At 56.6% G+C, this 23,582-nt stretch carries 24 protein-coding genes; 12 read left to right on the top strand and 12 right to left on the bottom strand.

Going from position 1 to position 23,582, the window contains the following annotated elements; translation table 11 throughout:
* Positions 1-10 precede the first annotated feature (10 nt).
* The gene (gene rraA, locus GNG27_RS22835; protein ID WP_142487566.1) at positions 11-496 is read left to right on the top strand and encodes a ribonuclease E activity regulator RraA; all 486 of its coding nucleotides are present in this window, start codon (positions 11-13) and stop codon (positions 494-496) included.
* Positions 497-603: 107 nt separating this feature from the next.
* Here the strand turns inward: rraA and zapB are convergent, their stop codons facing one another.
* The gene (gene zapB, locus GNG27_RS22840; protein ID WP_142487567.1) at positions 604-843 is read right to left on the bottom strand and encodes a septal ring assembly protein ZapB; all 240 of its coding nucleotides are present in this window, start codon (positions 841-843) and stop codon (positions 604-606) included.
* A gap of 403 nt (positions 844-1,246) precedes the next feature.
* On the opposite strand from zapB, the gene GNG27_RS22845 reads away from it, so the two are divergent.
* The 4 genes from GNG27_RS22845 to fpr all read left to right on the top strand — a co-directional run bounded on the left by GNG27_RS22845 (position 1,247) and on the right by fpr (position 5,585).
* Entirely contained in the window at positions 1,247-2,092 is an 846-nt protein-coding gene (locus GNG27_RS22845) for an MIP/aquaporin family protein (RefSeq protein ID WP_142487568.1), read from the top strand.
* A 21-nt stretch (positions 2,093-2,113) separates the two neighbouring features.
* On the top strand, positions 2,114-3,625 hold the full coding sequence (gene glpK, locus GNG27_RS22850; protein WP_142487569.1) for a glycerol kinase GlpK: 1,512 nt from the start codon (positions 2,114-2,116) through the stop codon (positions 3,623-3,625).
* 106 nt (positions 3,626-3,731) lie between these two features.
* Complete coding sequence (gene glpX / locus GNG27_RS22855; RefSeq protein WP_142487570.1) at positions 3,732-4,742, top strand: class II fructose-bisphosphatase; 1,011 nt, start codon at positions 3,732-3,734, stop codon at positions 4,740-4,742.
* Between the two features lie 96 nt (positions 4,743-4,838).
* Positions 4,839-5,585 carry a ferredoxin--NADP(+) reductase gene (fpr, locus tag GNG27_RS22860; protein WP_156264920.1) on the top strand — a complete coding sequence of 249 codons (747 nt, stop codon included), beginning with the start codon at positions 4,839-4,841 and terminating at the stop codon, positions 5,583-5,585.
* Here fpr and GNG27_RS22865 read toward each other — a convergent pair whose 3' ends face one another.
* Positions 5,586-6,005 (bottom strand): DUF805 domain-containing protein, encoded by a 420-nt coding sequence (locus GNG27_RS22865; RefSeq protein ID WP_142487572.1) that lies wholly within the window; start codon positions 6,003-6,005, stop codon positions 5,586-5,588.
* A 112-nt stretch (positions 6,006-6,117) separates the two neighbouring features.
* Between GNG27_RS22865 and GNG27_RS22870 the strand changes: the two genes are divergently transcribed.
* Together GNG27_RS22870 and tpiA are read left to right on the top strand one after the other, a co-directional pair.
* Complete coding sequence (locus GNG27_RS22870; protein WP_156264922.1) at positions 6,118-6,714, top strand: DUF1454 family protein; 597 nt, start codon at positions 6,118-6,120, stop codon at positions 6,712-6,714.
* 110 nt (positions 6,715-6,824) lie between these two features.
* The gene (gene tpiA, locus GNG27_RS22875) at positions 6,825-7,592 is read left to right on the top strand and encodes a triose-phosphate isomerase (RefSeq protein WP_106995778.1); all 768 of its coding nucleotides are present in this window, start codon (positions 6,825-6,827) and stop codon (positions 7,590-7,592) included.
* An 82-nt stretch (positions 7,593-7,674) separates the two neighbouring features.
* Here the strand turns inward: tpiA and GNG27_RS22880 are convergent, their stop codons facing one another.
* The 6 genes from GNG27_RS22880 to cpxP form a co-directional block, all read right to left on the bottom strand.
* The gene (locus GNG27_RS22880) at positions 7,675-8,979 is read right to left on the bottom strand and encodes an SLC13 family permease (RefSeq protein WP_156264924.1); all 1,305 of its coding nucleotides are present in this window, start codon (positions 8,977-8,979) and stop codon (positions 7,675-7,677) included.
* Between the two features lie 73 nt (positions 8,980-9,052).
* On the bottom strand, positions 9,053-9,796 hold the full coding sequence (locus tag GNG27_RS22885) for a CDP-diacylglycerol diphosphatase (RefSeq protein ID WP_156264926.1): 744 nt from the start codon (positions 9,794-9,796) through the stop codon (positions 9,053-9,055).
* 106 nt (positions 9,797-9,902) lie between these two features.
* Complete coding sequence (locus tag GNG27_RS22890) at positions 9,903-10,892, bottom strand: sulfate ABC transporter substrate-binding protein (RefSeq protein ID WP_156264927.1); 990 nt, start codon at positions 10,890-10,892, stop codon at positions 9,903-9,905.
* 214 nt (positions 10,893-11,106) lie between these two features.
* A complete protein-coding gene (gene pfkA / locus GNG27_RS22895) occupies positions 11,107-12,069 on the bottom strand; it encodes a 6-phosphofructokinase (protein ID WP_142487577.1) in 963 nt (320 codons plus the stop codon).
* Between the two features lie 174 nt (positions 12,070-12,243).
* Positions 12,244-13,149 (bottom strand): CDF family cation-efflux transporter FieF, encoded by a 906-nt coding sequence (gene fieF / locus GNG27_RS22900; RefSeq protein WP_142487578.1) that lies wholly within the window; start codon positions 13,147-13,149, stop codon positions 12,244-12,246.
* Positions 13,150-13,302: 153 nt separating this feature from the next.
* Entirely contained in the window at positions 13,303-13,803 is a 501-nt protein-coding gene (cpxP, locus tag GNG27_RS22905; protein WP_156264929.1) for a cell-envelope stress modulator CpxP, read from the bottom strand.
* Positions 13,804-13,953: 150 nt separating this feature from the next.
* Between cpxP and cpxR the strand changes: the two genes are divergently transcribed.
* Both cpxR and cpxA read left to right on the top strand, forming a co-directional pair.
* On the top strand, positions 13,954-14,652 hold the full coding sequence (gene cpxR / locus GNG27_RS22910; RefSeq protein ID WP_106995771.1) for an envelope stress response regulator transcription factor CpxR: 699 nt from the start codon (positions 13,954-13,956) through the stop codon (positions 14,650-14,652).
* Complete coding sequence (gene cpxA / locus GNG27_RS22915; RefSeq protein WP_142487580.1) at positions 14,649-16,022, top strand: envelope stress sensor histidine kinase CpxA; 1,374 nt, start codon at positions 14,649-14,651, stop codon at positions 16,020-16,022. The genes cpxR and cpxA overlap by 4 nt, the downstream gene beginning before the upstream one ends.
* Positions 16,023-16,057: 35 nt before the next feature.
* On the opposite strand, the gene yiiM is transcribed toward cpxA, so the two are convergent.
* Together yiiM and sodA are read right to left on the bottom strand one after the other, a co-directional pair.
* Positions 16,058-16,732, bottom strand: a complete 675-nt coding sequence (yiiM, locus tag GNG27_RS22920) for a 6-hydroxyaminopurine reductase (RefSeq protein WP_156264931.1) — start codon at positions 16,730-16,732, stop codon at positions 16,058-16,060.
* A gap of 76 nt (positions 16,733-16,808) precedes the next feature.
* Complete coding sequence (sodA, locus tag GNG27_RS22925) at positions 16,809-17,429, bottom strand: superoxide dismutase [Mn] (protein WP_156264933.1); 621 nt, start codon at positions 17,427-17,429, stop codon at positions 16,809-16,811.
* Positions 17,430-17,716: 287 nt separating this feature from the next.
* On the opposite strand from sodA, the gene rhaT reads away from it, so the two are divergent.
* Positions 17,717-18,751: an L-rhamnose/proton symporter RhaT gene (gene rhaT, locus GNG27_RS22930; RefSeq protein ID WP_156264935.1), complete on the top strand. Its 1,035-nt coding sequence runs from the start codon at positions 17,717-17,719 to the stop codon at positions 18,749-18,751.
* Here the strand turns inward: rhaT and rhaR are convergent, their stop codons facing one another.
* Together rhaR and rhaS are read right to left on the bottom strand one after the other, a co-directional pair.
* Positions 18,752-19,600, bottom strand: a complete 849-nt coding sequence (rhaR, locus tag GNG27_RS22935) for an HTH-type transcriptional activator RhaR (protein ID WP_156264937.1) — start codon at positions 19,598-19,600, stop codon at positions 18,752-18,754.
* Positions 19,601-19,672: 72 nt separating this feature from the next.
* Complete coding sequence (gene rhaS, locus GNG27_RS22940) at positions 19,673-20,509, bottom strand: HTH-type transcriptional activator RhaS (RefSeq protein WP_142487584.1); 837 nt, start codon at positions 20,507-20,509, stop codon at positions 19,673-19,675.
* A 301-nt stretch (positions 20,510-20,810) separates the two neighbouring features.
* Between rhaS and rhaB the strand changes: the two genes are divergently transcribed.
* Together rhaB and rhaA are read left to right on the top strand one after the other, a co-directional pair.
* Complete coding sequence (gene rhaB / locus GNG27_RS22945) at positions 20,811-22,280, top strand: rhamnulokinase (RefSeq protein ID WP_142487585.1); 1,470 nt, start codon at positions 20,811-20,813, stop codon at positions 22,278-22,280.
* Complete coding sequence (rhaA, locus tag GNG27_RS22950; protein WP_156264939.1) at positions 22,277-23,536, top strand: L-rhamnose isomerase; 1,260 nt, start codon at positions 22,277-22,279, stop codon at positions 23,534-23,536. Before rhaB ends, rhaA begins: the two co-directional genes overlap by 4 nt.
* Positions 23,537-23,582: the final 46 nt, after the last annotated feature.

A 23,582-nucleotide genomic window follows, 5' to 3' on the forward strand; every position in this document is an offset into this window, starting at 1 on the left:
CCTTAAGCCTATGAAATACGATACCTCTGAGCTTTGTGACATCTACCAGGAAGATATCAACGTCGTAGAACCGCTGTTTTCCAACTTTGGAGGACGGTCATCTTTTGGCGGACAGATCATCACGGTGAAATGTTTTGAGGACAACGGGTTGCTGTACGATCTGCTCGAACAGAACGGCCGTGGTCGCATTCTGCTGATTGACGGCGGCGGCTCCGTGCGTCGCGCATTAATCGATGCAGAACTTGCCCGTCTCGCCACGCAAAACGAGTGGGAAGGCATGGTGGTGTATGGCGCAGTGCGCCAGGTGGACGACCTTGAAGAGCTGGACATCGGCATTCAGGCGATCGCCGCTATTCCGGTGGGTGCCGCAGGTGAAGGCATTGGCGAAAGCGACGTCCGCGTCAATTTCGGCGGGGTAACGTTCTTCTCCGGCGACCATCTGTATGCCGATAATACCGGTATTATCCTGTCGGAAGATCCGCTGGATATTGAGTAACAAAAAGCCGGGTGGCGGCTTCGCCTTACCCGGCCTACAAATTCTACTCTGCCTTTTGCAGAAACAAAAAAAGCATCCTCAGGATGCTTTTTTATGTCGAAAGAAAATCACACTTCTTCCATACGTCCTAGCAGAGCATGCAGACGATCCTGCCAGCCGGTCTGCTGTTCGCGCAGATGGTGGTTTTCACGCTCCAGCTCTTCACGACCTTGCTGAGCAGTCTGAATTTCCTGCGACAGCGCGTTGTTTTTTTCTTTCAGCTCTTCGATTTCCATCTGCAGCAGGGTGATGGTATCAATCGCCTGCTGTACTTTGGATTCCAGTTTCTCAAACACTTCTAAAGACATAATCCTACCTCTCCTGAATTTGCAAGGCGACGCTTTGACGTAAACGCGCACAACACCTGGTGTCGATTGTATGGAGCCCCGCCCTCCCTGTCCAGCGGCAGACCGCGCAGATTGCGGTTTGCAACACTTTTCAGCCTCCTCCTGGTGCGTTCGCATCATATACCCCTAAATTGTTAACACTTTAGTTAATGGAATGCTTCAGCCCACCTCCGCGTATAAACGCTAACGCACACTTAATGGCGCGTTATCGCTCATTTTGTTGACGCGGCACACACATTTTAAGTTCGATATTTCTCGTTTTTGCTCGTTAACGATAAATTAACACTGTGTCTACAGGACATCGTGGCAAGAGTAACGATCGCCGCGATGACAATAACCATTAATTTTCTGTCAGGATCCGATTATGAGTGAAACATCAACCTTGAAAGGCCAGTGCATCGCAGAGTTCCTGGGTACTGGGTTGTTGATTTTCTTTGGCGTAGGATGCGTGGCGGCGCTGAAAGTAGCGGGCGCCAGCTTTGGGCAGTGGGAAATCAGCGTGATCTGGGGTCTAGGCGTGGCGATGGCCATCTACCTGACGGCGGGTGTTTCAGGTGCCCATCTTAACCCTGCGGTTACCATCGCGCTGTGGCTGTTTGCCTGCTTCGATAAACGCAAGGTTGTGCCCTTTATTGTGGCGCAGTTTGCCGGTGCCTTTTGTGCAGCGGCGTTAGTTTACGGGCTCTATTACAATCTGTTTATCGACTTCGAACAGACACACCAGATGGTGCGTGGCAGTACCGAGAGCCTCGAGCTGGCCGGCATCTTCTCAACCTATCCGAACCCGCATATTAACTTTGTGCAGGCCTTCGCGGTGGAGATGGTGATCACCGCTATCTTGATGGGCGTCATCATGGCGCTGGGTGATGACGGCAACGGCATTCCACGCGGCCCGCTGGCACCGCTGCTGATTGGTTTACTGATTGCGGTCATCGGCGCATCGATGGGACCACTGACCGGCTTCGCCATGAACCCGGCACGTGACCTGGGGCCGAAGACCTTTGCCTTCTTCGCGGGCTGGGGCAACGTGGCCTTTACCGGTGCGAAAGATATTCCCTACTTCCTGGTGCCCCTGTTCGGCCCGATCGTTGGGGCATCGCTGGGCGCATTCGGCTATCGTAAGCTGATTGGACGCCATCTGCCGTGCGACACCTGTGTGGTTGAGGAGAAAAAAAGCCTCTCCCCGACTGAATCAAAAGCTTCGCTGTAATCTGACTACGGGACTCATAAAATGACCGACAAAAAATATATCGTTGCGCTCGACCAGGGCACGACCAGCTCCCGCGCTGTCGTTATGGATCATGACGCGAACATTGTCAGCGTGTCACAGCGCGAATTCGAGCAAATCTATCCTAAGCCAGGCTGGGTTGAACACGACCCGATGGAAATCTGGGCCTCGCAAAGCTCGACGCTGGTTGAAGTACTGGCGAAAGCCGATATCAGTTCCGACGAGATTGCGGCCATTGGCATCACCAACCAGCGTGAAACGGCCATCGTCTGGGAACGCGAAACCGGTAAACCGATTTATAACGCCATCGTCTGGCAGTGCCGCCGTACCGCGGATATCTGCGAGAAGCTCAAGCGTGACGGTATGGAAGAGTACGTGCGCAGCGCCACCGGCCTGGTGGTGGACCCGTATTTCTCCGGCACCAAGGTGAAGTGGATCCTCGACCATGTGGAAGGCTCTCGCGAGCGTGCCAAACGTGGTGAACTGCTGTTCGGCACGGTGGATACCTGGCTTATCTGGAAGATGACTCAGGGACGCGTCCACGTTACCGACTACACCAACGCCTCGCGCACCATGCTGTTCAACATCCACGATCTGGACTGGGATGACAAAATGCTGGACGCGCTGGATATCCCGCGTGCCATGCTACCGCAGGTGCGTAAGTCCTCTGAAGTGTACGGCCAGACCAACATCGGCGGTAAAGGCGGCACCCGTATTCCGATTGCCGGGATTGCCGGGGACCAGCAGGCGGCGCTGTTTGGCCAGCTGTGCGTGAAAGAAGGGATGGCGAAAAACACCTACGGCACCGGCTGCTTCATGCTGATGAACACCGGCGAGAAGGCGGTGAAATCAGAGCATGGCCTGCTGACCACTATCGCCTGCGGCCCTCGCGGAGAGGTGAACTACGCCCTCGAAGGCGCGGTGTTTATGGCCGGAGCCTCTATCCAGTGGCTGCGCGATGAGATGAAGCTTATCAGCGACGCTTTCGACTCGGAGTATTTCGCTACTAAAGTGAAAGACACCAACGGGGTGTACGTCGTACCGGCCTTTACCGGGCTGGGCGCGCCGTACTGGGATCCCTATGCTCGCGGGGCGATTTTCGGCCTGACGCGTGGGGTGAACTCGAACCACATCATTCGCGCCACGCTGGAGTCAATTGCCTATCAGACCCGCGACGTGCTGGAAGCGATGCAGGCCGACTCCGGCATTCGTCTCCACGCCCTGCGCGTGGACGGCGGCGCGGTGGCTAACAATTTCCTGATGCAGTTCCAGTCCGACATTCTGGGCACCCGCGTGGAGCGTCCGGAAGTGCGTGAAGTGACGGCGCTGGGGGCGGCTTACCTTGCCGGTCTGGCGGTCGGCTTCTGGCAGAACCTGGACGAGCTGCAGGAGAAAGCGGTCATCGAACGCGAATTCCGCCCGGGCATCGAAACCACCGAGCGTAACTTCCGCTACAGCGGCTGGAAGAAAGCCGTGAAACGCGCGCTGGCGTGGGAAGATCACGACGAGTCGTAATCCACTTCACATTCCCTCTCCCTTTGGGGAGAGGGGTCCTCAGCCCGCACCCCACCCCACTCTGTGATAAACTTCGTGCAATTCCTTTTGACCGCACGAGTACCCAATGAAACGTGAACTTGCTATCGAATTTTCCCGCGTGACCGAAGCCGCCGCTCTGGCGGGCTACAAGTGGCTTGGCCGTGGTGACAAAAATATCGCCGACGGTGCAGCCGTCCATGCCATGCGCATTATGCTTAACCAGGTCAATATCGACGGCACCATCGTGATTGGCGAAGGCGAAATCGACGAAGCGCCAATGCTGTTTATCGGTGAAAAAGTCGGGACCGGCAAGGGAGACGCGGTGGATATCGCCGTCGACCCGATTGAAGGCACCCGCATGACCGCCATGGGTCAGGCTAACGCCCTGGCCGTACTGGCCGTGGGCGACAAAGGCACCTTCCTCAACGCGCCTGATATGTATATGGAGAAGCTGATTGTCGGGCCGGGCGCCAAAGGGGTTATCGACCTCAACCTGCCGCTGGCGGACAACCTGCGTAACATCGCCGCCGCGCTCAATAAACCGCTGAGCGAACTGACGGTCACCATCCTGGCCAAACCGCGTCATGATGTCACTATCGCCCATATGCAGCAGCTGGGCGTGCGCGTCTTTGCTATTCCCGATGGCGACGTGGCAGCCTCCATCCTTACCTGCATGCCGGACAGCGAAGTGGACGTGCTGTACGGCATCGGCGGCGCGCCGGAAGGGGTGGTTTCTGCCGCAGTGATCCGCGCCCTCGACGGTGACATGCAGGGTCGTCTGCTGGCCCGCCATGAAGTGAAAGGCGACAGCGAAGAGAACCGCCGTATCGGTGAGCAGGAGCTGGCCCGCTGCGCCGCGATGGGCATCGAGGCCAATACCGTGCTGCGTCTGGATGATATGGCGCGCAACGATAACGTCGTCTTCTCGGCCACCGGTATCACCAAAGGCGATCTGCTGGACGGCATCACCCGCAAAGGCAATATGGCGACCACCGAAACGCTGCTGATCCGCGGTAAATCACGCACCATTCGCCGCATCCAGTCGATTCACTATCTCGACCGCAAAGATCCCGACGTGCAGACTCACATTCTGTAAAACCGTTTGATCAATTGAGCTTTCCGGCCTGCACGGGCTGGAAATCTCTCTCTCAGGTAAGGAAGATAGAACCCGAGATCAGTACAGGAGAACATCATGGCAGACTGGGTAACAGGTAAAGTCAAAAAGGTAGAGTTCTGGACCGATGCGCTATTTAGTCTTACCGTCAATGCGCCCATCCATCCCTTCACGGCCGGACAATTCGCCAAGCTGGGGCTGGAAATCGACGGTGAACGCGTGCAGCGCGCCTACTCCTATGTCAACCCGCCGGATAACCCGGATCTCGAGTTCTATCTTGTCACCGTTCCCGATGGCAAACTCAGCCCGCGCCTGGCGGCCCTCAAACCCGGCGACGAGATCCAGATAGTCAGTGAAGCCGCAGGCTTCTTCGTGCTGGATGAAGTGCCGGACTGCGACACCCTGTGGATGCTGGCGACCGGTACCGCCATCGGCCCGTACCTTTCGATCCTGCAATACGGGAAAGACCTGGAGCGTTTTAAAAATATCGTGCTGGTGCATGCCGCACGCTATGCCGCAGACCTGAGCTACCTGCCGCAGATGCTGGAGTTGCAGCAACGCTATGAAGGGAAAGTGAAAATTCAGACGGTGGTGAGCCGTGAAACGGTGGTGGGATCACTGACCGGCCGCGTGCCGGCCCTGATTGAAAGCGGTGAACTGGAAGCTGCGGTTGGCCTGCCGATGACGGCCGAGAGCAGCCATGTCATGCTGTGCGGCAACCCGCAGATGGTGCGCGACACGCAACAGCTGCTGAAAGAGACCCGGCAGATGACCAAACATTTACGCCGCCGTCCGGGCCATATGACTGCAGAACACTACTGGTAATTAGCGGTACTTTACGTCGATCGTATCTTTACCGTATTTATTCTCGCCCTGGGTGCCCACGAACGCGCCCAGGTCGACAATAATCATCACAAAAATAATGGTAGGGATCAGCCTGCCAACCGCCCACGGCAGCATGGAGGGCAGCATCGACCAGTTGCCTGCCAGCAGCATCCACGCCAGCACCACCAGCAGCGACCACAGCCCCGAGCGGCCACGATCGTGCAGACGTTTCACTAACACCGCCGCGGTCGGCCACAGCAGCGAAACCAGCGCGAATGCCGCCGTCTGGGTATTCAGCCACGCGTTATTCGCAAAAATAAACAGACCCAGCATGGCGACAATCCATACGCCAATCCAGATCCAGAAATCACGGCGTCCAATACGCCCTTTGAATGAAAACAACCACTGCTGTATGGTCATGTCAGGTTCCTTAAAATCATTGCGGAGCGTAGTTTACCCTGGAGTCGCATCCTTTTGACAAGCCAGCCAGATATCGTTTTAATCGTGACAGTAACATTCAGAGACTTTATTGATGAAGATGTGGTTTCACCTTATTTGGCTGGGTTTAACACTGTCGTGCGCGAGCGTTTCTCTGCGCGCTGCCGAGACCTCCGCACCTGCCACGGCCCCCTACGTGATGCCGGGCGCGCCGTCGTTTGATCAATCCATTAGCCTGTTCCGCGAGGCCTTCAACAGCGCTAACCCTGGCCTGTCGCTGAATGAGTTTCGCGCCATCGATGGTGCCCGCGATACCCCCAACCTGACCCGTGCCGCCAGCAAGATTAACGAGAATCTGTACGCCTCAACGGCGCTGGAGCGTGGAACGCTCAAAATTAAGAGTATGCAGATTACCTGGTTGCCGATTCAGGGGCCTGAGCAAAAGGCCGCCAAAGCCAAAGCGCTGGAGTATATGAGCGCCATTTTACGGGCGTTCACCCCGGCGTTAACCAAATCACAAAGCCAGCAAAAGCTGCAAAAGCTGCTGGCTGCCGGTAAAAACAAACGTTATTACGCCGAAACGGAAGGCGCGGTTCGCTATGTGGTGGCAGATAACGGCGAAAAGGGGCTGACCTTCGCTGTTGAACCGATTAAGCTGGCGTTATCTGAGACCCTCGGCGGGGCGAATTAATGACAAAAAGCAAAGCCTTTCGAGGGAAAATCTCTATACTGATTCACAGACCATGCTGCCCAGCCGGGTGGCCATATTCCTTAATTCGCTCTTGAGCGTGGAGAATTGAAATGCGACATCCTTTAGTGATGGGTAACTGGAAACTGAACGGCAGCCGCCACATGGTAAACGAGCTGGTAGCTAACCTGCGTAAAGAGCTGGCTGGCGTGACTGGCTGTGCTGTTGCGATCGCTCCGCCGGACATGTACCTGGATATGGCTAAACACGCCGCTGACGGCAGCCACATCGTTCTGGGTGCGCAGAACGTTGACGTTAACCTGTCTGGCGCGTTCACCGGTGAAACCTCCGCTGAAATGCTGAAAGATATCGGCGCAAAATACATTATCATCGGCCACTCTGAGCGTCGTACCTACCACAAAGAGTCCGACGAATTCATCGCTAAAAAATTCGCGGTACTGAAAGAGCAGGGTCTGATCCCGGTTCTGTGCATCGGTGAAACCGAAGCTGAAAACGAAGCGGGCAAAACTGAAGAAGTGTGCGCACGCCAGATCGACGCAGTGCTGACCACTCAGGGCGCGAGCGCGTTCGAAGGCGCGGTCATTGCTTACGAGCCAGTATGGGCGATCGGTACCGGCAAATCTGCAACCCCAGCTCAGGCTCAGGCGGTTCACAAATTCATCCGTGACCATATTGCTAAAGCAGACGCGAAAGTGGCTGAGCAAGTAATCATCCAGTACGGCGGTTCCGTAAACGCAGCGAACGCAGCAGAGCTGTTCACCCAGCCGGACATCGACGGCGCGCTGGTTGGCGGCGCATCCCTGAAAGCAGACGCTTTCGCGGTGATCGTTAAAGCAGCAGAAGCGGCTAAACAGGCGTAAAAAACCTTTGCGGCGGGTGGCGCTTCGCTAACCCGCCCTACGGTTCTCCAGGCCCGGTAAGCGCCAGCGCCACCGGGCTTTTTTACAGCCGTCCCAGGATACTAAACCACAGATAATCCAGCGGCAGCAGCACCAGATAGGTTGCCACCGCCAGCGCCAGGCAGAGCAGCATCCCCGCCCGCGCAGGCACTCTTCCCAGCCCCATCGCCACCACTATCGGCGACGCCTGATACGGCAGCAGCGGCGTGGAGTATCCCAGCACCTGAATCATAATCACCGACAATAACGGGAAGCCAGTGGCGTCCGAGAAGCTTTGCGCCAGAGTGGTATACAGCGCCGGAACACCGTTGGCGGTCATGATAAAATTCAGCGCGGTAGTGATGCCGGTTAACGCCAGGAAACTGGTGAAGGGCGCGTCGGCATCCAGCGGCATCACCCGCATCAGCGCCTCGCCCACGGCACTGCCGATCCCGGTCTGCGTCACGGTGATCGCCAGCCCGAGAATGCCCGCCACGTAAATACAGGTGCGCATGTTCACCCCGGCCGAGAACTCCTCGCCGGTGATAAAACCGATCCGCGGCAGCATCACCACCAGCGATGCCGCAAGCCCGGTCCATGCCGGGCCGATACCGTGCCAGCTCTCCGTCACCCACATCACCAGCACTACCGCCAGCAGCCAGGCGAGGCGCTTTTCGTCACGGCCCATGGGCTCCGGCGGAGACAGATCTTTTGCCGGTTTGGGGGCGCCGGGAAACAGCCAGCAGATCAGGCCGATCAGAATCAGGCCCTTGAGAATGCCCAGCACCGGAGTGTGCAGCAGCAGGTACGGAACATAGTTGAGATGCATACCATACGACCCTTCCGCCGCCCCGCTCATTACCAGATTAGGTACGTTAGCCGGGAGGATAGTGGCCGACAGCTGGAAAGTGCCAAATCCCACCGCCAGCGCCAGACCAAACCACGCCCGGGAGCCATCGGCAATGCCCGCCCGCTTCGCCATCGCCGCCACAATCGGCATCAGCAGCGCGATGCGCCCCATGTTGGAGGGCATCACAAACGCCAGCGCATAGGTAAGCAGCACGACGCTGGCCACCATCAGCGGCCAGGAGTCGGTCAGCCTGGACGACAACGCCCGCGCGGCTCTGTCCGCCAGCCCGGTTTTACGGATCGCCACGCCCAGCACAAACCCGCTGAACACCAGCCAGAATGCCGACGAGGCAAACCCGCCGAATATCACCTCCGGCGGCGCAATTTTGGCGATCATCGCTGCGGTAAAGAACAGCAGCGCGGTGAGGAATTCCGGCAGCAGCGAGGTCGCCCACAGGATGATGGTGACGACGATAATCAGCGAGGGCAGAAACAGCGGGTGAGTGATCCAGAGCGACATGCCTGTCTCCTGTAGAATTTTTCAGCAAGTCTACGGCGGCAGGCAGCGGGAGTAAACGCTATTTATGGTGGGGTCAATTCAGGATATGACATTGATGATCCTGCAATTCCTCAGCGGAGGCCAGGTTGAACGTCAGCAGATTACGCTCGGTCGCCAGCAGGACAAAAGAGCCGTCCGCCTGCTGCGCCATCGCCAGCGCAAAGCGTCCCATATGGTCGCGCGCTTCCGGCAGCTCTTCTGCCAGCATCATAAACGGGCTGCGTTTCACCAGCTCCGCTTCCGTTACCCGACGCGCCAGATATTCGTGCCCTTCCAGCCCACCGGGAAACGGCAGCCATTGGGTGCTGATTTGCCCCTGATGAGTATTGAGCTTCTCGCGCACGTCCGGCCGCAGGCACGAGATATGGATATGAAAATGATTTTGCGTACGGCCCGTTGGGGAGTTAATGGTCAGGGAAATGGCGCTGTCAGGCACTTTGGCACCCCGCTTCATGCTCATAAAGTTGCGCGACTGCCACGCCAGCCAGAAGAAGTTCGGCGTATAGGCCTCAGTCAGAAGCGGGCTTTCGGTGCCGTTGATGCGGTACGTTGGCATCAGAAGATATTGCAGGGGGCCGTTGCGGTCTTTGAATACCACATATCCCGCATCCCTCTTCACCAGGACACAGGGCGCCGGGTTACGGTTTTGCATCTGATTGGGTACACACTGGTCGAGAACGATATGCCGTAATGCGTTTGGGTTACCCGACTTCATCCAGAACCAGCCCCCCGCGGCAAGCGCGATGAGGATCAGTGCCAGCACAATTATTTTTTTCACAACGCGTTCCCTGTATCCGGTTGAACCAAAAGAGTAACGCACTTTGATGACAAACAAAAAAGCCCGGCAGTATGATTCTGCCGGGCTTTTTAAACGCTATGGGTGATTAACGTTTGCTGATCTGATCGAAGGTGCCGCCATTCGAGAAGTGATCTTTCTGCGCTTTGGTCCAGCCGCCAAACTCTTCATCGATAGTGAACAGCTTCAGTTTCGGGAATTCGTTCCCATACTTCTTCGCCACCGCTTCATCACGTGGACGATAGAAATTCTTCGCGGCGATCTCCTGACCTTCCGGGGTGTAAAGGTACTTCAGATAGGCTTCCGCCACGGCCTGGGTGCCTTTCTTATCCGCCACTTTGTCGACCACAGAGACGGTCGGCTCAGCCAGAATCGATTCGCTTGGGGTCACGATTTCAAACTTGTCTTTACCCAGCTCGTTGGTCGCCAGCAGCGCTTCGTTTTCCCATGCAATCAGCACATCGCCAATGCCGCGTTCAACAAAGGTGTTGGTTGCGCCACGCGCGCCGGAGTCCAGCACTTCAACGTTTTTAAACAGCGATTTCACGAAGTCCTGGGCTTTGGCCTGATCGCCATTGTTGTGGTGCAGGGCGTAGCCCCAGGCTGCAAGATAGTTCCAGCGCGCGCCGCCGGAGCTTTTCGGGTTCGGGGTAATCACGGAAACGCCCGGCTTAATCAGGTCGTTCCAGTCGTGGATCTGTTTCGGGTTGCCTTTACGCACCAGGAAAACGATGGTGGAGGTGTATGGCGCAGAGTTGTCTGGCAGACGTTTGATCCAGTTTTTATCGATACGACCGCGTTCCGCAATCGCGTCCACGTCGTACGCCAGCGCCAGAGTCACGACATCGGCTTCAATACCGTTAATCACCGAGGTCGCCTGCTTGCCGGAGCCGCCGTGCGACTGACGGATCACCACGTTATCGCCGGTTTCCTGTTTCCAGTGTGCGGCAAACGCTTTGTTGTACTGTTCGTACAGTTCACGTGTCGGATCGTAAGACACGTTCAGTAACTGGATATCCTTTGCCAGAACGCTGGTCGATGCCAGCAATAAAGTTAACCCCACGCCCCACTTGTTCATCGTCCCACTCTCTTAATGTTGTGTTTGATGAATGCAGCGTGCCAGAAAGGAAACCAATGATTAAAGAATAAAAAAAGATTGGCTATAACTTCAGGGAATAAAAAGCGGTATTGTAGACACAAAAAAGCCCGGTGGCGCTTCGCTTACCGGGCCTACGGACCCTGCTTTTGTAGGGCGGGTAAGGCGTAGCCGCCACCCGGCAACAATCAGCTGATTAGTACAGTTTTTTCGCGCAGTCCAGCCAGTCACCTTTGAACGGACGCTTCATGTTTTCGATAGCGTCGATGATGTCATGGTGAACCAGCTTTTCGTTCTGAATGCCGACGCAACGACCGCCGAAGCCCTGCTGCAGCAGTTCAATCGCGTACGCACCCATACGGGAGGCCAGGATACGGTCGTAAGGACCCGGGGAGCCGCCGCGCTGGATGTGGCCGAGAACGGTGGCGCGGGTTTCGCGTTTGGTTTCGGTTTCGATGTACTTCGCCAGCTCGTCAACGTCGCAGATGTGCTCGGTGATGGCTACGATGGCGTGTTTCTTACCTTTCGCGATACCGGCTTTGATTTCCGCAACCAGGTCTTCACGGCTGAATTCCACTTCCGGAACCACGACAAACTCACAGCCACCGGCAATCGCCGCAGCCAGAGTCAGGTCGCCACAGTAGCGGCCCATTACTTCAACGATAGAGATACGCTGGTGAGAAGAAGAGGTGTCGCGCAGGCGGTCAATCGCTTCAACCACGGTGCCCAGGGCAGTGAAGTAGCCGATGGTGTAGTCGGTACCTTTGATGTCATTGTCGATGGTGCCAGGCAGACCGATGCACGGGAAGCCCATTTCGGTCAGACGTTTGGCGCCCATATAGGAACCGTCACCACCGATAACGACCAGCGCGTCGAGGCCGCGTTTTTTCATGTTTTCGATAGCCACTTCACGGATGCGGTCATCGCGGAATTCCGGGAAACGAGCGGAACCCAGGAAGGTACCGCCGCGGTTAATCATGTCGGACACGCTGTAGCGGTCGAGCTGCACCATGCGATCTTCATACAGGCCCAGATAACCGTCATAGATACCAAAAACTTCCAGACCTTCCGTCAACGCAGCACGAACTACACCACGAATTGCTGCGTTCATGCCGGGCGCATCACCGCCGCTTGTCAACACACCGATTTTCTTAATCATGACTACCTCTGAACTTAGGAATGCAAAAATGAAATCTGTTGCCGGAAGACTTCTGACGACCAACGAATACTGCAAATAGTATATCAATCACTTCCAGCTGAATTGATTCAGGTCAGGCCATATGGCGGTTATTTTTCCACAAAATGCTGGCCCGGTTCACTTTTTTACAACGAATTACGAAAGCTCAAAATGTCCATTGCCTGGCTTAGGTACGACTGAACAGGGATCCTGGTGAATAATGACGTCTGACCCCGGGAAACGCTGCAAAATCGCCTGCTCAACCTGCTCAGCCACCAGATGTGCCTGAACCAGCGGCAGGTTATCTTCCATTTCTAAATGAATCTGAATAAAGCGGGTCGGCCCTGACTGCCGCGTGCGAAGATCGTGAGCGCCGCTGACACCGGGCCAGGAGGTCACAATTTCGAAGATTTCATGCCGTTCTGCGTCTGGCAAGGCGCGATCGAGAAGCGATTGCACCGCATCGTACCCCATGCGCAACGCACTGTATAAAATATAAAAGCCAATCCCTAACGCAAATAGCGCATCGGCCCGATGCCAGCCATACCAGGCCAGACCGAGCGCAATCAGGATCGCGCCGTTCATCATAACATCAGACTGATAATGAAGCATATCGGCCCGTACCGCCTGACTTTGCGTTTTGCGCACAACCCAGCGCTGGAACGTTACCAGAATCAATGTGCTAATAAGTGCAATAACCGTGACGACAACGCCCACGCCCGGATCTTTCATCGGTGACGGGGTATACAGATGCTGAATCCCGGTCAAAAAGAGGAACAGCGCCGAACCGGAAATAAACATGCTTTGTGCCAGCGCCGCCAGCGACTCGGCTTTGCCGTGACCAAAGGTATGCTCTTCATCCGCCGGCTGCAGCGAGTAGCGCACCACCCACAGGTTAGTGAGCGAAGCGGCAATATCCACCAGCGAATCGACCAGCGCCGCCAGAATACTGACTGAACCGGTATACCACCACGCAAAAATTTTAATCACTAACAGGCACGACGCCATGATCGTCGCAGCCAATGCGGCCCGGCTTACCAGCCGCCCATAGGATTGATTCATAAACACTCCTGTCATGCTATGCCGCTAGTATAACGGATGCAGAGGAGTCATTAAGATGAATAAACGGTTACTACGTTTGAATGACGGGCAAAAAAAACCCCCTCATCATGAGGGGGAAGACAGGGATGGTGTCTATGGCAAGGAAAACAGGGTCTACTGGTTACTACGGGTATTGCTACTAAAAAGCGTCGATTCAGCGTTCTTCTGCATCCGTGCAACCTCACGCAACTGATCCATACGTTGCTGGTGTTTCTGGTTCAAAACCGCTTGCTGCTCGGGCGTTAGCAGGTGGAACATCTGGTTGCGGACTTTAGCCATTTCGACCTGTCGGGCAACCTGCTCCTGCGCCATTTTGTCTGCCTGAGCGCGCACAGCGTTCTCGTCAAAATTTTCTGCGGTGACAAGGCGATGCATTGTCTCCATTTCGCTAACATTAACAGGGGGCTGGTCATGTCGAGCCCGCTGCATCAGATCTCGCATCTGTTGACGCTGATGTTCGGTTAAACTTATGCCGTCGAACATATGGCCCTGGCCACTCTGCTGCGCGATGCCCTCCGTTGAGGAGCGGTTATCGCCGGTGATGACTCCAGCAGCCTGGCTAAATGCACTAAACGCCAGCGTTGAGGCCATGACGGCAGCGGTAACTTTGCGCATCACTTACTCCCAAAATCTTTCGTGTCGCGATTCAACGAGAACCAGTCTACGATTCAGGCTGCAAACATGCGTCAGGGGGTGTAAAACAACGTAAAGTCATGGATTAGAGAGCCTTGATGACGTAATTTCTGCCTCGGAGGTATTTAAACAATGAATAAAATCCTGTTAGTTGATGATGACCGAGAGCTGACATCCCTTTTAAAGGAGTTGCTCGACATGGAAGGCTTTGACGTGTCGGTGGCCCATGACGGGGAGCAGGCGCTGAGTCAACTCGACGATAGCATCGACTTGCTTTTGCTCGACGTCATGATGCCGAAGAAGAACGGCATCGACACCCTTAAAGAGCTGCGCCAGACTCACCAGACCCCTGTAATTATGCTGACCGCGCGCGGCAGCGAACTCGATCGCGTGCTGGGCCTTGAGCTGGGTGCCGATGACTATCTGCCTAAGCCGTTTAACGACCGGGAGCTGGTGGCACGTATTCGGGCGATCCTGCGTCGTTCGCACTGGAGCGAGCAGCAGCAGAACACCGACAACGGTTCGCCAACCCTTGAAGTGGATTCCCTGAGCCTCAATCCGGGCCGCCAGGAGGCCAGTTTCGACGGCCAGGCGCTGGAGCTGACCGGCACCGAATTCACCCTGCTTTATCTGCTGGCGCAGCATCTGGGCCAGGTGGTATCGCGTGAACATCTGAGCCAGGAAGTGCTGGGTAAGCGCCTGACCCCTTTCGACCGTGCCATTGATATGCACATCTCCAACCTGCGCCGCAAATTACCGGAGCGCAAGGATGGTCACCCGTGGTTTAAAACCCTGCGCGGACGCGGCTATCTGATGGTGTCCGCTTCATGATAGGCAGCTTAACCGCCCGCATCTTCGCCATCTTCTGGCTGACGCTGGCACTGGTGTTAATGCTGGTTTTGATGTTACCCAAACTCGACTCACGCCAGATGACGGAGCTCCTCGACAGCGAGCAACGTCAGGGTGTGATGATCGAGCAGCACGTAGAAGCAGAGCTGGCCATCGATCCGCCCAATGATTTGATGTGGTGGCGCAGGCTGTTTCGCGCTATCGAAAAATGGGCGCCGCCGGGGCAACGCCTGCTGCTGGTCACCAGCGAAGGCCGCGTAATCGGTGCCGATCGCAATGAAATGCAGATCATCCGCAACTTCATTGGCCAGGCGGATAACGCCGATCATCCGCAAAAGAAAAAATATGGTCGGGTAGAGATGGTGGGGCCATTCTCCGTCAATGACGGGGAAGATAACTACCAGCTCTATCTGATTCGTCCGGCGAGCAACTCCCAGTCCGACTTTATCAACCTGCTGTTTGACCGCCCGCTGCTGCTCTTAATTGTCACTATGCTGGTGAGTTCACCGCTGCTGCTGTGGCTGGCGTGGAGCCTGGCGAAACCGGCGCGTAAGTTGAAAAACGCCGCGGATGAAGTGGCGCAGGGTAACCTGCGGCAGCACCCGGAACTGGAAGCCGGGCCGCAGGAGTTCCTGGCGGCGGGTGCCAGCTTCAACCAGATGGTGACGGCGCTGGAGCGGATGATGACCACACAGCAGCGTCTGCTCTCTGATATCTCCCACGAACTGCGCACTCCGCTGACGCGTCTGCAACTGGGCACCGCCCTGCTGCGCCGCCGCGGCGGAGAGAGCAAAGAGCTGGAGCGTATCGAAACGGAAGCGCATCGTCTGGACAGCATGATCAATGACCTGCTGGTGATGTCACGCAATCAGCAGAAAAACGCGCTGGTGAGCGAAACGGTGAAAGCTAACCACCTGTGGCATGAGGTGCTGGATAACGCGGCATTCGAAGCCGAGCAGATGGGGAAATCCTTCACGGTTAACTTCCCACCGGGGCCATGGCCGCTGTACGGTAACCCCAATACGCTGGAAAGCGCGCTGGAAAATATCGTACGTAACGCCCTGCGCTACTCGCATACCAAAATCGAGGTGGCGTTCTCGGTGGATAAAGACGGTATCACCATCAACGTCGATGACGATGGTCCTGGCGTGAGCCCGGAAGATCGCGAGCAGATTTTCCGTCCGTTCTATCGTACCGATGAGGCACGCGACAGGGAATCTGGCGGTACCGGGCTGGGCCTGGCGATTGTCGAAACCGCCATTCAGCAGCACCGCGGCTGGGTGAAAGCCGACGACAGCCCGCTGGGCGGATTACGGTTAACGCTCTGGTTGCCGTTGTACAAACGATCGTAGCTATTGTGCCGGGTGGCGGCTTCGCCTTACCCGGCCTATCTTCCCCATAATCTCCGGGAATTATCCTCGATCTTGTTGCTAATTCGCCGCTTCTGCATGGTTCTTGTCCAGCTGGTCGATAGCCCCGCCGCCGACAGCAGGCGGCGGTACTGGTCATCGTCAAAGGGCATGTGCCAGGCGATGGCGCAGGCGTCATGCACCGACACATCGCTCAGGCGGGAGACCAACGTCAGCGGCGCATCAGCCGAAACCTGCCCTGCCAGCACCACGCGATAGAGCCAGCCGGTTTTCGCTGCGTTCTGTAACTGCGTGGCCATGTCGTTAATGCCGAAATGGAAGTTGAGTTTGAAGCACGGGGAGCGCGGCTGGGTCACCTGGATCAGGGCGTCGCCCCAGCGAAAGATATCCCCGATAAAGACGTTCTTCTCCGTCAGCCCCTCAGTGGAGAGGTTTTCGCCGAACGCCGGCGCGACAAAAAGCCCGGCCTGGGCAGGATATTCGCTCGCCCAGTGCTGATAATGCTCGCGCGGATAGTGGCACAGCGCCCGATCCGGCCCGCCGTGGATTTTCTTCTCCGCCTGCTCATCTCCCGTCAGACCCAGCTCGGTTAACGTCAGTTCCCCGTCAACCTGCAGTTTGGCAATCGCGCTCGGGCGGCTACCGTTATAGTCCCTTATTTTTCCGGTGAATACATTAACGGGATAGTTCATCGCGGCTCCTTGTGCAGATTGTGGGTATAAAAAAAGCGAGTCATCAGACTCGCTTCTCACAGGCGGCTTTGCAACCTTATTTTTTAGCGGCGAAACGTGCTGCTGCTTCGTCCCAGTTCACCACGTCCCAGAAGGCTTTGATGTAGTCCGGGCGACGGTTCTGGAATTTCAGGTAGTAAGCGTGTTCCCACACGTCCAGGCCCACGATTGGGAAGCCAGACGCGCCAGAAATTGCTTCGCCCATCAGCGGGGAATCCTGGTTCGCGGTAGAAACCACAGCCAGTTTGTCGCCTTTCAGTACCAGCCACGCCCAGCCAGAGCCGAAACGGGTCGCAGCGGCTTTTTCAAACTCAGCTTTGAAGTTATCAACGGAGCCGAAGTCGCGCTCGATAGCGGATTTCAGGTCACCCTGCAGGGTGGTGCCGGTTTTCAGGCCTTTCCAGAAGAAGCTGTGGTTAGCGTGGCCGCCAGCGTTGTTACGCAGTACGGTTTTCTTGTCAGCTGGCAGTTGATCCAGTTTGGTGATCAGCTCTTCAGCAGGCAGGCTGGCGAACTCTGGCAGGCTTTCCAGCGCCGCGTTGGCGTTGTTAACGTAAGTCTGGTGGTGTTTGTTGTGATGGATCTCCATCGTCTGCTTGTCGAAATGCGGCTCAAGGGCGTCGTAAGCGTACGGCAGGGATGGCAGGGTATAGCTCATAATCATCTCCATTATAGTCGGGCGGCAAACGTGTTAATGCCGCGTAAGCAGTTGGTTCATTATAGTTAATTAAATGATATTGAAAATGTTTATCAATGCCGTAGTTTTAATAAGGTTATTCAGTTTTGATAAATAACGAATTTGTGAGTCTGCTCACGCGGTTAACGCGTTGATTGCCATTCAAAACGAAGGTGCGGCAACCTACCGAAGGTACCCAAACCGCCTAATTTTTACACTCATCAAGTCGGCGGGAAGCTACTGACTATAAAAACGATGAGGATGTAAAAATGAATCATGTGATTACGATGGGTATTTTCTGGCATTTGATAGGCGCGGCCAGTGCAGCCTGTTTCTATGCCCCGTTTAAAAAGGTTAAAGGCTGGTCATGGGAAACCATGTGGTCCGTTGGCGGTACCGTGTCATGGCTGATTTTACCCTGGACCATTAGCGCCATGCTGCTCCCGGATTTCTGGGGTTACTTCTCTTCCTTCAGCGCCTCCACCCTGCTGCCGGTGTTTCTGTTTGGCGCCATGTGGGGCATCGGCAACATCAACTACGGCCTGACCATGCGCTACCTTGGCATGTCGATGGGTATCGGCATCGCGATCGGCATTACGCTGATTGTCGGCACCCTGATGACGCCGATCCTCAACGGCAACTTCGACGTGCTGATCAACACCGAAGGCGGCCGTATGACGCTGTTGGGGGTGCTGGTGGCGGTGATCGGCGTGGGTATTGTCACCCGCGCAGGTCAGTTGAAAGAGCGCAAAATGGGCATCAAGGCAGAGGACTTCAACCTGAAGAAAGGCCTGGTGCTGGCGGTCATGTGCGGCATCTTCTCAGCGGGGATGTCGTTTGCGATGAACACCGCCAAACCGATGCATGAAGCCGCAGCCGCGCTGGGGGCCGATCCGCTGTACGTCGCTCTGCCAAGCTACGTGGTGATCATGGGCGGCGGCGCGCTGGTTAACCTCGGCTTCTGCTTTATTCGTCTGGCCAAAGTGAAGGATCTGTCGGTAAAAGCGGATTTCTCACTGGCAAAATCGCTGATCGTCACCAACGTGCTGCTCTCGGCGCTCGGCGGCCTGATGTGGTATCTGCAGTTCTTCTTCTACGCCTGGGGCCATGCCAGCATTCCGGCGCAGTATGACTACATGAGCTGGATGCTGCACATGAGCTTCTACGTGCTCTGCGGCGGGCTGGTGGGCTTGATCCTGAAGGAGTGGAACAACGCCGGGCGTCGTCCGGTGGGCGTGCTGAGCCTGGGCTGCGTGGTGATTATTATCGCGGCCAACATTGTCGGCCTTGGCATGGCAAACTGATTACGCGGCCTTTCGACTGCGATGACGCCATTGTACTGGCGTCATCGCTACCTCCCGGTTAAACACCACCGAAAAGTAATTACTGTCCTCAAAGCCACAGCGCATCGCCACTTCGCTGACCATCAGCTCCGTATGCTGCAGCAGATACTGGGCGTGGCAGATGCGCAGCTGGCGCAAATAGTGGTTTACCGTCATCCCGGTCTGGGAGCGGAACTGCTGGCGCAGGGCGCGCTCGCTGCACTGCTCCTGTTCACAAAACCTCTCCAGCACGAAGCTTTTATTCAGGCTGCCCGCCAGGGTGGTGATCAGCTTATCGAGCAGGGCTTCCTGGGCAGTAGCTGAGGGGTTATCGGTGGCGTAACGATGGCGATTGAGGGTCATTAACAGTTGGGCGAAGAGCAGCTCCGCCATCTGGTTAGCAGCAGGATCGCTTTTCTGGCTCTCCTGCTCCAGCTGGGAGATCACCTGGCGCACCTGGGCCATGCCGTTGCTGCTTAAGCGCCAGTGCGGCGTACTCTTTGCTTCATTAAAACGGGGGATATTGGCGGCCCAGTCGACGTTGAGTTTCAGCCTTTCCGGACAGTAAATGACGTTCTGCAACACCAGGTCGTTCACTGAGGCGTAGGAGTGTTTATCTTCGGCGCGGATGTAGAACAGATCCCCGCGGGTAATGCGGTAGGGCCGATCGTTGAGAACGTGCAAACCGTTGCCGCGCCAGACCAGCACCAGTTCACAGAACTCATGGGTGTGCTCAGCAAAGACGTTTTGCGGATAGCGATCCGCCACCGCGACGGCCTGGCCTGCGGAGGTAAAAAAATCATCTTTACGGAGAATTAACTGAGCAACCACACCATCACCTCAACGGCCAATAACCTGACATTATTAGCCTTTTTGCGGTGAAAAACGGTGACTGCCTTCGCGTTACTGAAGTGAAGCGTCCTTGCCGTGGCGAATGTCACGCGGCGACCAGTTAAACTCGCGGCGAAAAAGCGTCGAAAAGTGGTTACTGTCGCCGAAACCGCAGCGATAGGCGATATCCGTCACGCTTTCGTCGGTATGGCGCAGCAGGTGACGGGCTTTGATTAAACGCAGCCGGTTGAGATAGCGCTGGGGCGTCAGGCCGGTGTGCTGCTTAAGCTGGCGATGCAGGGTGCGCAGCGACAGGGAAAAATCATCCGCCAGCGTTTCCCAGCAGACATCCTCAGCAAAGTGATCTTCCAGCCAGGCCATCAGCTGGTTTAACCGCGCGTCGTTATTGTCCAGCCCTTCCACCAGGCTACTGCGGCGCAGCAGCACCAGTAGCTGCATAAACAACAGCTCCCGGGTGGCAATGGCGTGCGTTTCCTGACCCTCTTCGCTCTTCTCCATCTGGCTTACCAGCTGGCGCACCTGCTGGAGCGTGGATTGATTCACCCGCCAGTGTGACGGATAGTGCCCGTCCTTTTCCTGCGGCAGCAGCTGGTTCAGCCCGGAGAGAAACTGGAACGCGTCCGGGGAGCGGTAGAGCACATTGGTCAGGCACAGGTTGTCGGTATGTTCATACAGGTGCCTGTCATGGTCGCGCACAAAGCACACCGTGCCGCCGCTGATGGTGTACGGCTGGCCGTTAAATACGTGAATGCCCGTACCGTGCTCAACGATAACAATCTCATGAAAATCATGATGATGTTCTGGAAACGCTGCCTGAGGGAGCCGTGGCTCAATCGCGACAGGCGAACCTCCCGCAGGAAAAAAATCCACGCTGTGTAGTACGGTCATAACGGTCCCCACCAATGAGAAATGTTCTCAAAATAGTAATTAAGGCTCTCCGGACTCACCTTAAATTTTCGGCAGCAAACCTCGCAAAAGCTGTCTGTTTTTCAAGAAACAGGCGGAAAGATCAGGAAATGCGGTAACCATCACATTGCCCACAAACCCCGCCATTACTGGAAACTGTGAACTTCCTCACGTTCATCTTTGCTTTCTTGCCAGCCGCAGATTTCGTCTGTCAGTGGCGAGAAGGTGGCTTTTTCTTCCCTTTCTTACACTCATCGCCAATGACTTAAAGAAGGACCCGACCATGACTTTTCGCCATTGTGTGGCAGTCGATTTAGGCGCATCCAGCGGCCGCGTCATGCTGGCCACCTGGGACTGTAACCAGCGCACGCTTTCGCTTCGTGAAATGCACCGTTTTGCTAACTGCCTGCAAAAGCAGGATGGCTTCGATACCTGGGATATTGACGCTCTGGAGACGGAGATCCGTACCGGCCTGGCCAACGTCTGCAATGAAGGCATTCTCATTGACAGCATTGGCATTGATACCTGGGGCGTTGACTACGTGCTGCTTAACCGCCACGGCGAGCGCGTCGGCCTGCCAGTCTCCTATCGTGATAACCGTACCGATGGCGTGATGGCGCATGCTATTGCCCAGCTTGGCAAAGAGACCATTTACGGGCGCAGCGGCATCCAGTTCCTGCCCTTTAACACGCTGTACCAGCTGCGCGCGCTGGTTGAGCAACAGCCGGACCTGGCCGCCAGCGTGGCGCACGCGCTGCTGATCCCGGACTATTTCAGCTATCGCCTGACCGGCAACATGAACTGGGAATATACCAACGCGACCACCACCCAACTGGTTAATATCAACTCGGATAACTGGGATGAAAAGCTGCTGAACTGGACCGGCGCCTCGCCCGCCTGGTTTGGCACACCAACCCATCCGGGTAATGTGATCGGTCAGTGGCTTTGCCCGCAGGGCAATCACATTCCGGTGGTCGCGGTGGCAAGCCACGATACTGCCAGCGCGGTCATCGCCTCTCCGCTTGCCAGTAAAGACGCCGCCTATCTCTCCTCCGGCACCTGGTCGCTGATGGGCTTTGAGAGCAAGACTCCGTACACCAGCGATGCGGCAATGGCGGCGAACATCACCAATGAAGGCGGCGCCGAAGGCCGCTACCGGGTGCTGAAAAACATCATGGGCCTGTGGCTGCTGCAGCGGGTGCTGAAAGAGCAAAACATTACCGACCTGCCTGCGCTGATCGCCGAGACCGAAAAGCTGACGGCCTGCACGTTCCTGATCAACCCAAACGACGACCGCTTTATCAATCCGGCGCACATGAGCGCTGAGATCCAGGCCGCCTGCTTCGAGGCCGGACACCCGGTTCCTTCCCGCCCGGCCGAACTGGCGCGCTGCATTTTCGACAGCCTTGCCCTGCTGTATGCCGACATTCTGCACGAACTGGCTGACCTGCGCGGTAAGCCGTTCAGCCAGCTGCATATCGTCGGGGGCGGTTGCCAGAACCAGCTGCTCAACCAGCTTTGTGCCGATGCCTGCGGTATTACCGTAGTGGCGGGCCCGGTCGAGGCTTCTACCCTCGGCAATATCGGCATTCAGCTGATGACCCTGGACGAGCTGACCAGCGTGGACGATTTCCGTTCGGTGGTATCGGCGAATTACGGCCTGACCACCTTCACACCCAATCCCTGCCATGAAATTGCCCGCTACCGGGCGCAGTTTCAGCAAAAACGACTGACTAAGGAGCTTTGCGCATGACCACTCAACTTGAACAAGCCTGGGAACTGGCTAAACAGCGTTTCGCCGCCGTGGGCGTGGATGTCGAGGAGGCTCTGCGTCAGCTCGACCGTCTGCCCGTCTCTATGCACTGCTGGCAGGGCGATGACGTCGCCGGTTTTGAGAATCCGGGCGGCGCGCTGACCGGCGGTATTCAGGCCACCGGTAACTATCCGGGCAAGGCGCGTAACGCCGCCGAACTGCGGGCCGATCTGGAGCTGGCCCTGAGCCTGATCCCGGGGCCAAAACGCCTGAATCTGCACGCCATCTATCTGGAGTCCGACACGCCGGTCGATCGCAACGCCATCAAGCCGGAACATTTTAAGAACTGGGTCGAGTGGGCCAAAGCCAACAAGCTGGGGCTCGATTTTAACCCCTCCTGCTTCTCGCATCCCCTGAGCGCCGACGGCTTTACTCTCGCCCATGCCGATGACGAGATCCGTCAGTTCTGGATCGACCACGTGAAGGCCAGCCGTCGCGTGTCGGCGTACTTTGGCGAGCAGCTGGGCACCCCGTCGGTGATGAACATCTGGATCCCGGACGGGATGAAAGACATTACCGTTGACCGCCTCGCCCCGCGTCAGCGCCTGCTGGCCGCGCTGGATGAAGCGATCAGCGAAAAGCTGGACCCGGCGCACCACATCGACGCCGTGGAGAGCAAGCTGTTCGGCATTGGCGCCGAGAGCTACACCGTGGGTTCCAACGAGTTCTACATGGGCTACGCCACCAGCCGTCAGACCGCGCTGTGCCTGGATGCGGGACACTTCCATCCCACCGAAGTGATCTCCGACAAAATATCCGCCGCGATGCTGTATGTGCCGCACCTGCTGCTGCACGTCAGCCGTCCGGTGCGCTGGGACAGCGACCACGTGGTGCTGCTGGATGACGAAACCCAGGCCATCGCCAGCGAGATCGTCCGCCATGACCTGTTTGACCGGGTGCATATCGGCCTCGACTTCTTCGATGCCTCCATCAACCGCATCGCGGCCTGGGTTATCGGCACCCGCAACATGAAGAAAGCCCTGCTGCGCGCCCTGCTGGAGCCGACCTCCGAGCTGCGCGCGCTGGAAGCCGCAGGGGATTACACCGCACGTCTGGCACTGCTGGAGGAGCAAAAGTCACTGCCGTGGCAGGCGGTATGGGAAATGTACTGCCAGCGCAACGACGCCCCGGCGGGCAGCCAGTGGCTGGATACCGTGCGGGCGTATGAGCAGGACGTATTAGCTAATCGTAAGTAAAGACATTGCCCGGCGGCGCTTCGCTTGCCGGGCCTGGAAATGACCG

Origin of the sequence: Leclercia sp. 119287 (assembly GCF_009734485.1) — a bacterium.
Classification (GTDB): domain Bacteria; phylum Pseudomonadota; class Gammaproteobacteria; order Enterobacterales; family Enterobacteriaceae; genus Enterobacter; species Enterobacter adecarboxylatus_C.

Bases quoted from the DNA above. Each gene is read 5' to 3' on its own strand.
- rraA (WP_142487566.1), top strand. From the start codon at position 11: ATGAAATACGATACCTCTGAGCTTTGTGACATCTACCAGGAAGATATC.
- zapB (WP_142487567.1), bottom strand. From the start codon at position 843: ATGTCTTTAGAAGTGTTTGAGAAACTGGAATCCAAAGTACAGCAGGCG.
- GNG27_RS22845 (WP_142487568.1), top strand. From the start codon at position 1,247: ATGAGTGAAACATCAACCTTGAAAGGCCAGTGCATCGCAGAGTTCCTG.
- glpK (WP_142487569.1), top strand. From the start codon at position 2,114: ATGACCGACAAAAAATATATCGTTGCGCTCGACCAGGGCACGACCAGC.
- glpX (WP_142487570.1), top strand. From the start codon at position 3,732: ATGAAACGTGAACTTGCTATCGAATTTTCCCGCGTGACCGAAGCCGCC.
- fpr (WP_156264920.1), top strand. From the start codon at position 4,839: ATGGCAGACTGGGTAACAGGTAAAGTCAAAAAGGTAGAGTTCTGGACC.
- GNG27_RS22865 (WP_142487572.1), bottom strand. From the start codon at position 6,005: ATGACCATACAGCAGTGGTTGTTTTCATTCAAAGGGCGTATTGGACGC.
- GNG27_RS22870 (WP_156264922.1), top strand. From the start codon at position 6,118: ATGAAGATGTGGTTTCACCTTATTTGGCTGGGTTTAACACTGTCGTGC.
- tpiA (WP_106995778.1), top strand. From the start codon at position 6,825: ATGCGACATCCTTTAGTGATGGGTAACTGGAAACTGAACGGCAGCCGC.
- GNG27_RS22880 (WP_156264924.1), bottom strand. From the start codon at position 8,979: ATGTCGCTCTGGATCACTCACCCGCTGTTTCTGCCCTCGCTGATTATC.
- GNG27_RS22890 (WP_156264927.1), bottom strand. From the start codon at position 10,892: ATGAACAAGTGGGGCGTGGGGTTAACTTTATTGCTGGCATCGACCAGC.
- pfkA (WP_142487577.1), bottom strand. From the start codon at position 12,069: ATGATTAAGAAAATCGGTGTGTTGACAAGCGGCGGTGATGCGCCCGGC.
- fieF (WP_142487578.1), bottom strand. From the start codon at position 13,149: ATGAATCAATCCTATGGGCGGCTGGTAAGCCGGGCCGCATTGGCTGCG.
- cpxP (WP_156264929.1), bottom strand. From the start codon at position 13,803: ATGCGCAAAGTTACCGCTGCCGTCATGGCCTCAACGCTGGCGTTTAGT.
- cpxR (WP_106995771.1), top strand. From the start codon at position 13,954: ATGAATAAAATCCTGTTAGTTGATGATGACCGAGAGCTGACATCCCTT.
- cpxA (WP_142487580.1), top strand. From the start codon at position 14,649: ATGATAGGCAGCTTAACCGCCCGCATCTTCGCCATCTTCTGGCTGACG.
- yiiM (WP_156264931.1), bottom strand. From the start codon at position 16,732: ATGAACTATCCCGTTAATGTATTCACCGGAAAAATAAGGGACTATAAC.
- sodA (WP_156264933.1), bottom strand. From the start codon at position 17,429: ATGAGCTATACCCTGCCATCCCTGCCGTACGCTTACGACGCCCTTGAG.
- rhaT (WP_156264935.1), top strand. From the start codon at position 17,717: ATGAATCATGTGATTACGATGGGTATTTTCTGGCATTTGATAGGCGCG.
- rhaS (WP_142487584.1), bottom strand. From the start codon at position 20,509: ATGACCGTACTACACAGCGTGGATTTTTTTCCTGCGGGAGGTTCGCCT.
- rhaB (WP_142487585.1), top strand. From the start codon at position 20,811: ATGACTTTTCGCCATTGTGTGGCAGTCGATTTAGGCGCATCCAGCGGC.
- rhaA (WP_156264939.1), top strand. From the start codon at position 22,277: ATGACCACTCAACTTGAACAAGCCTGGGAACTGGCTAAACAGCGTTTC.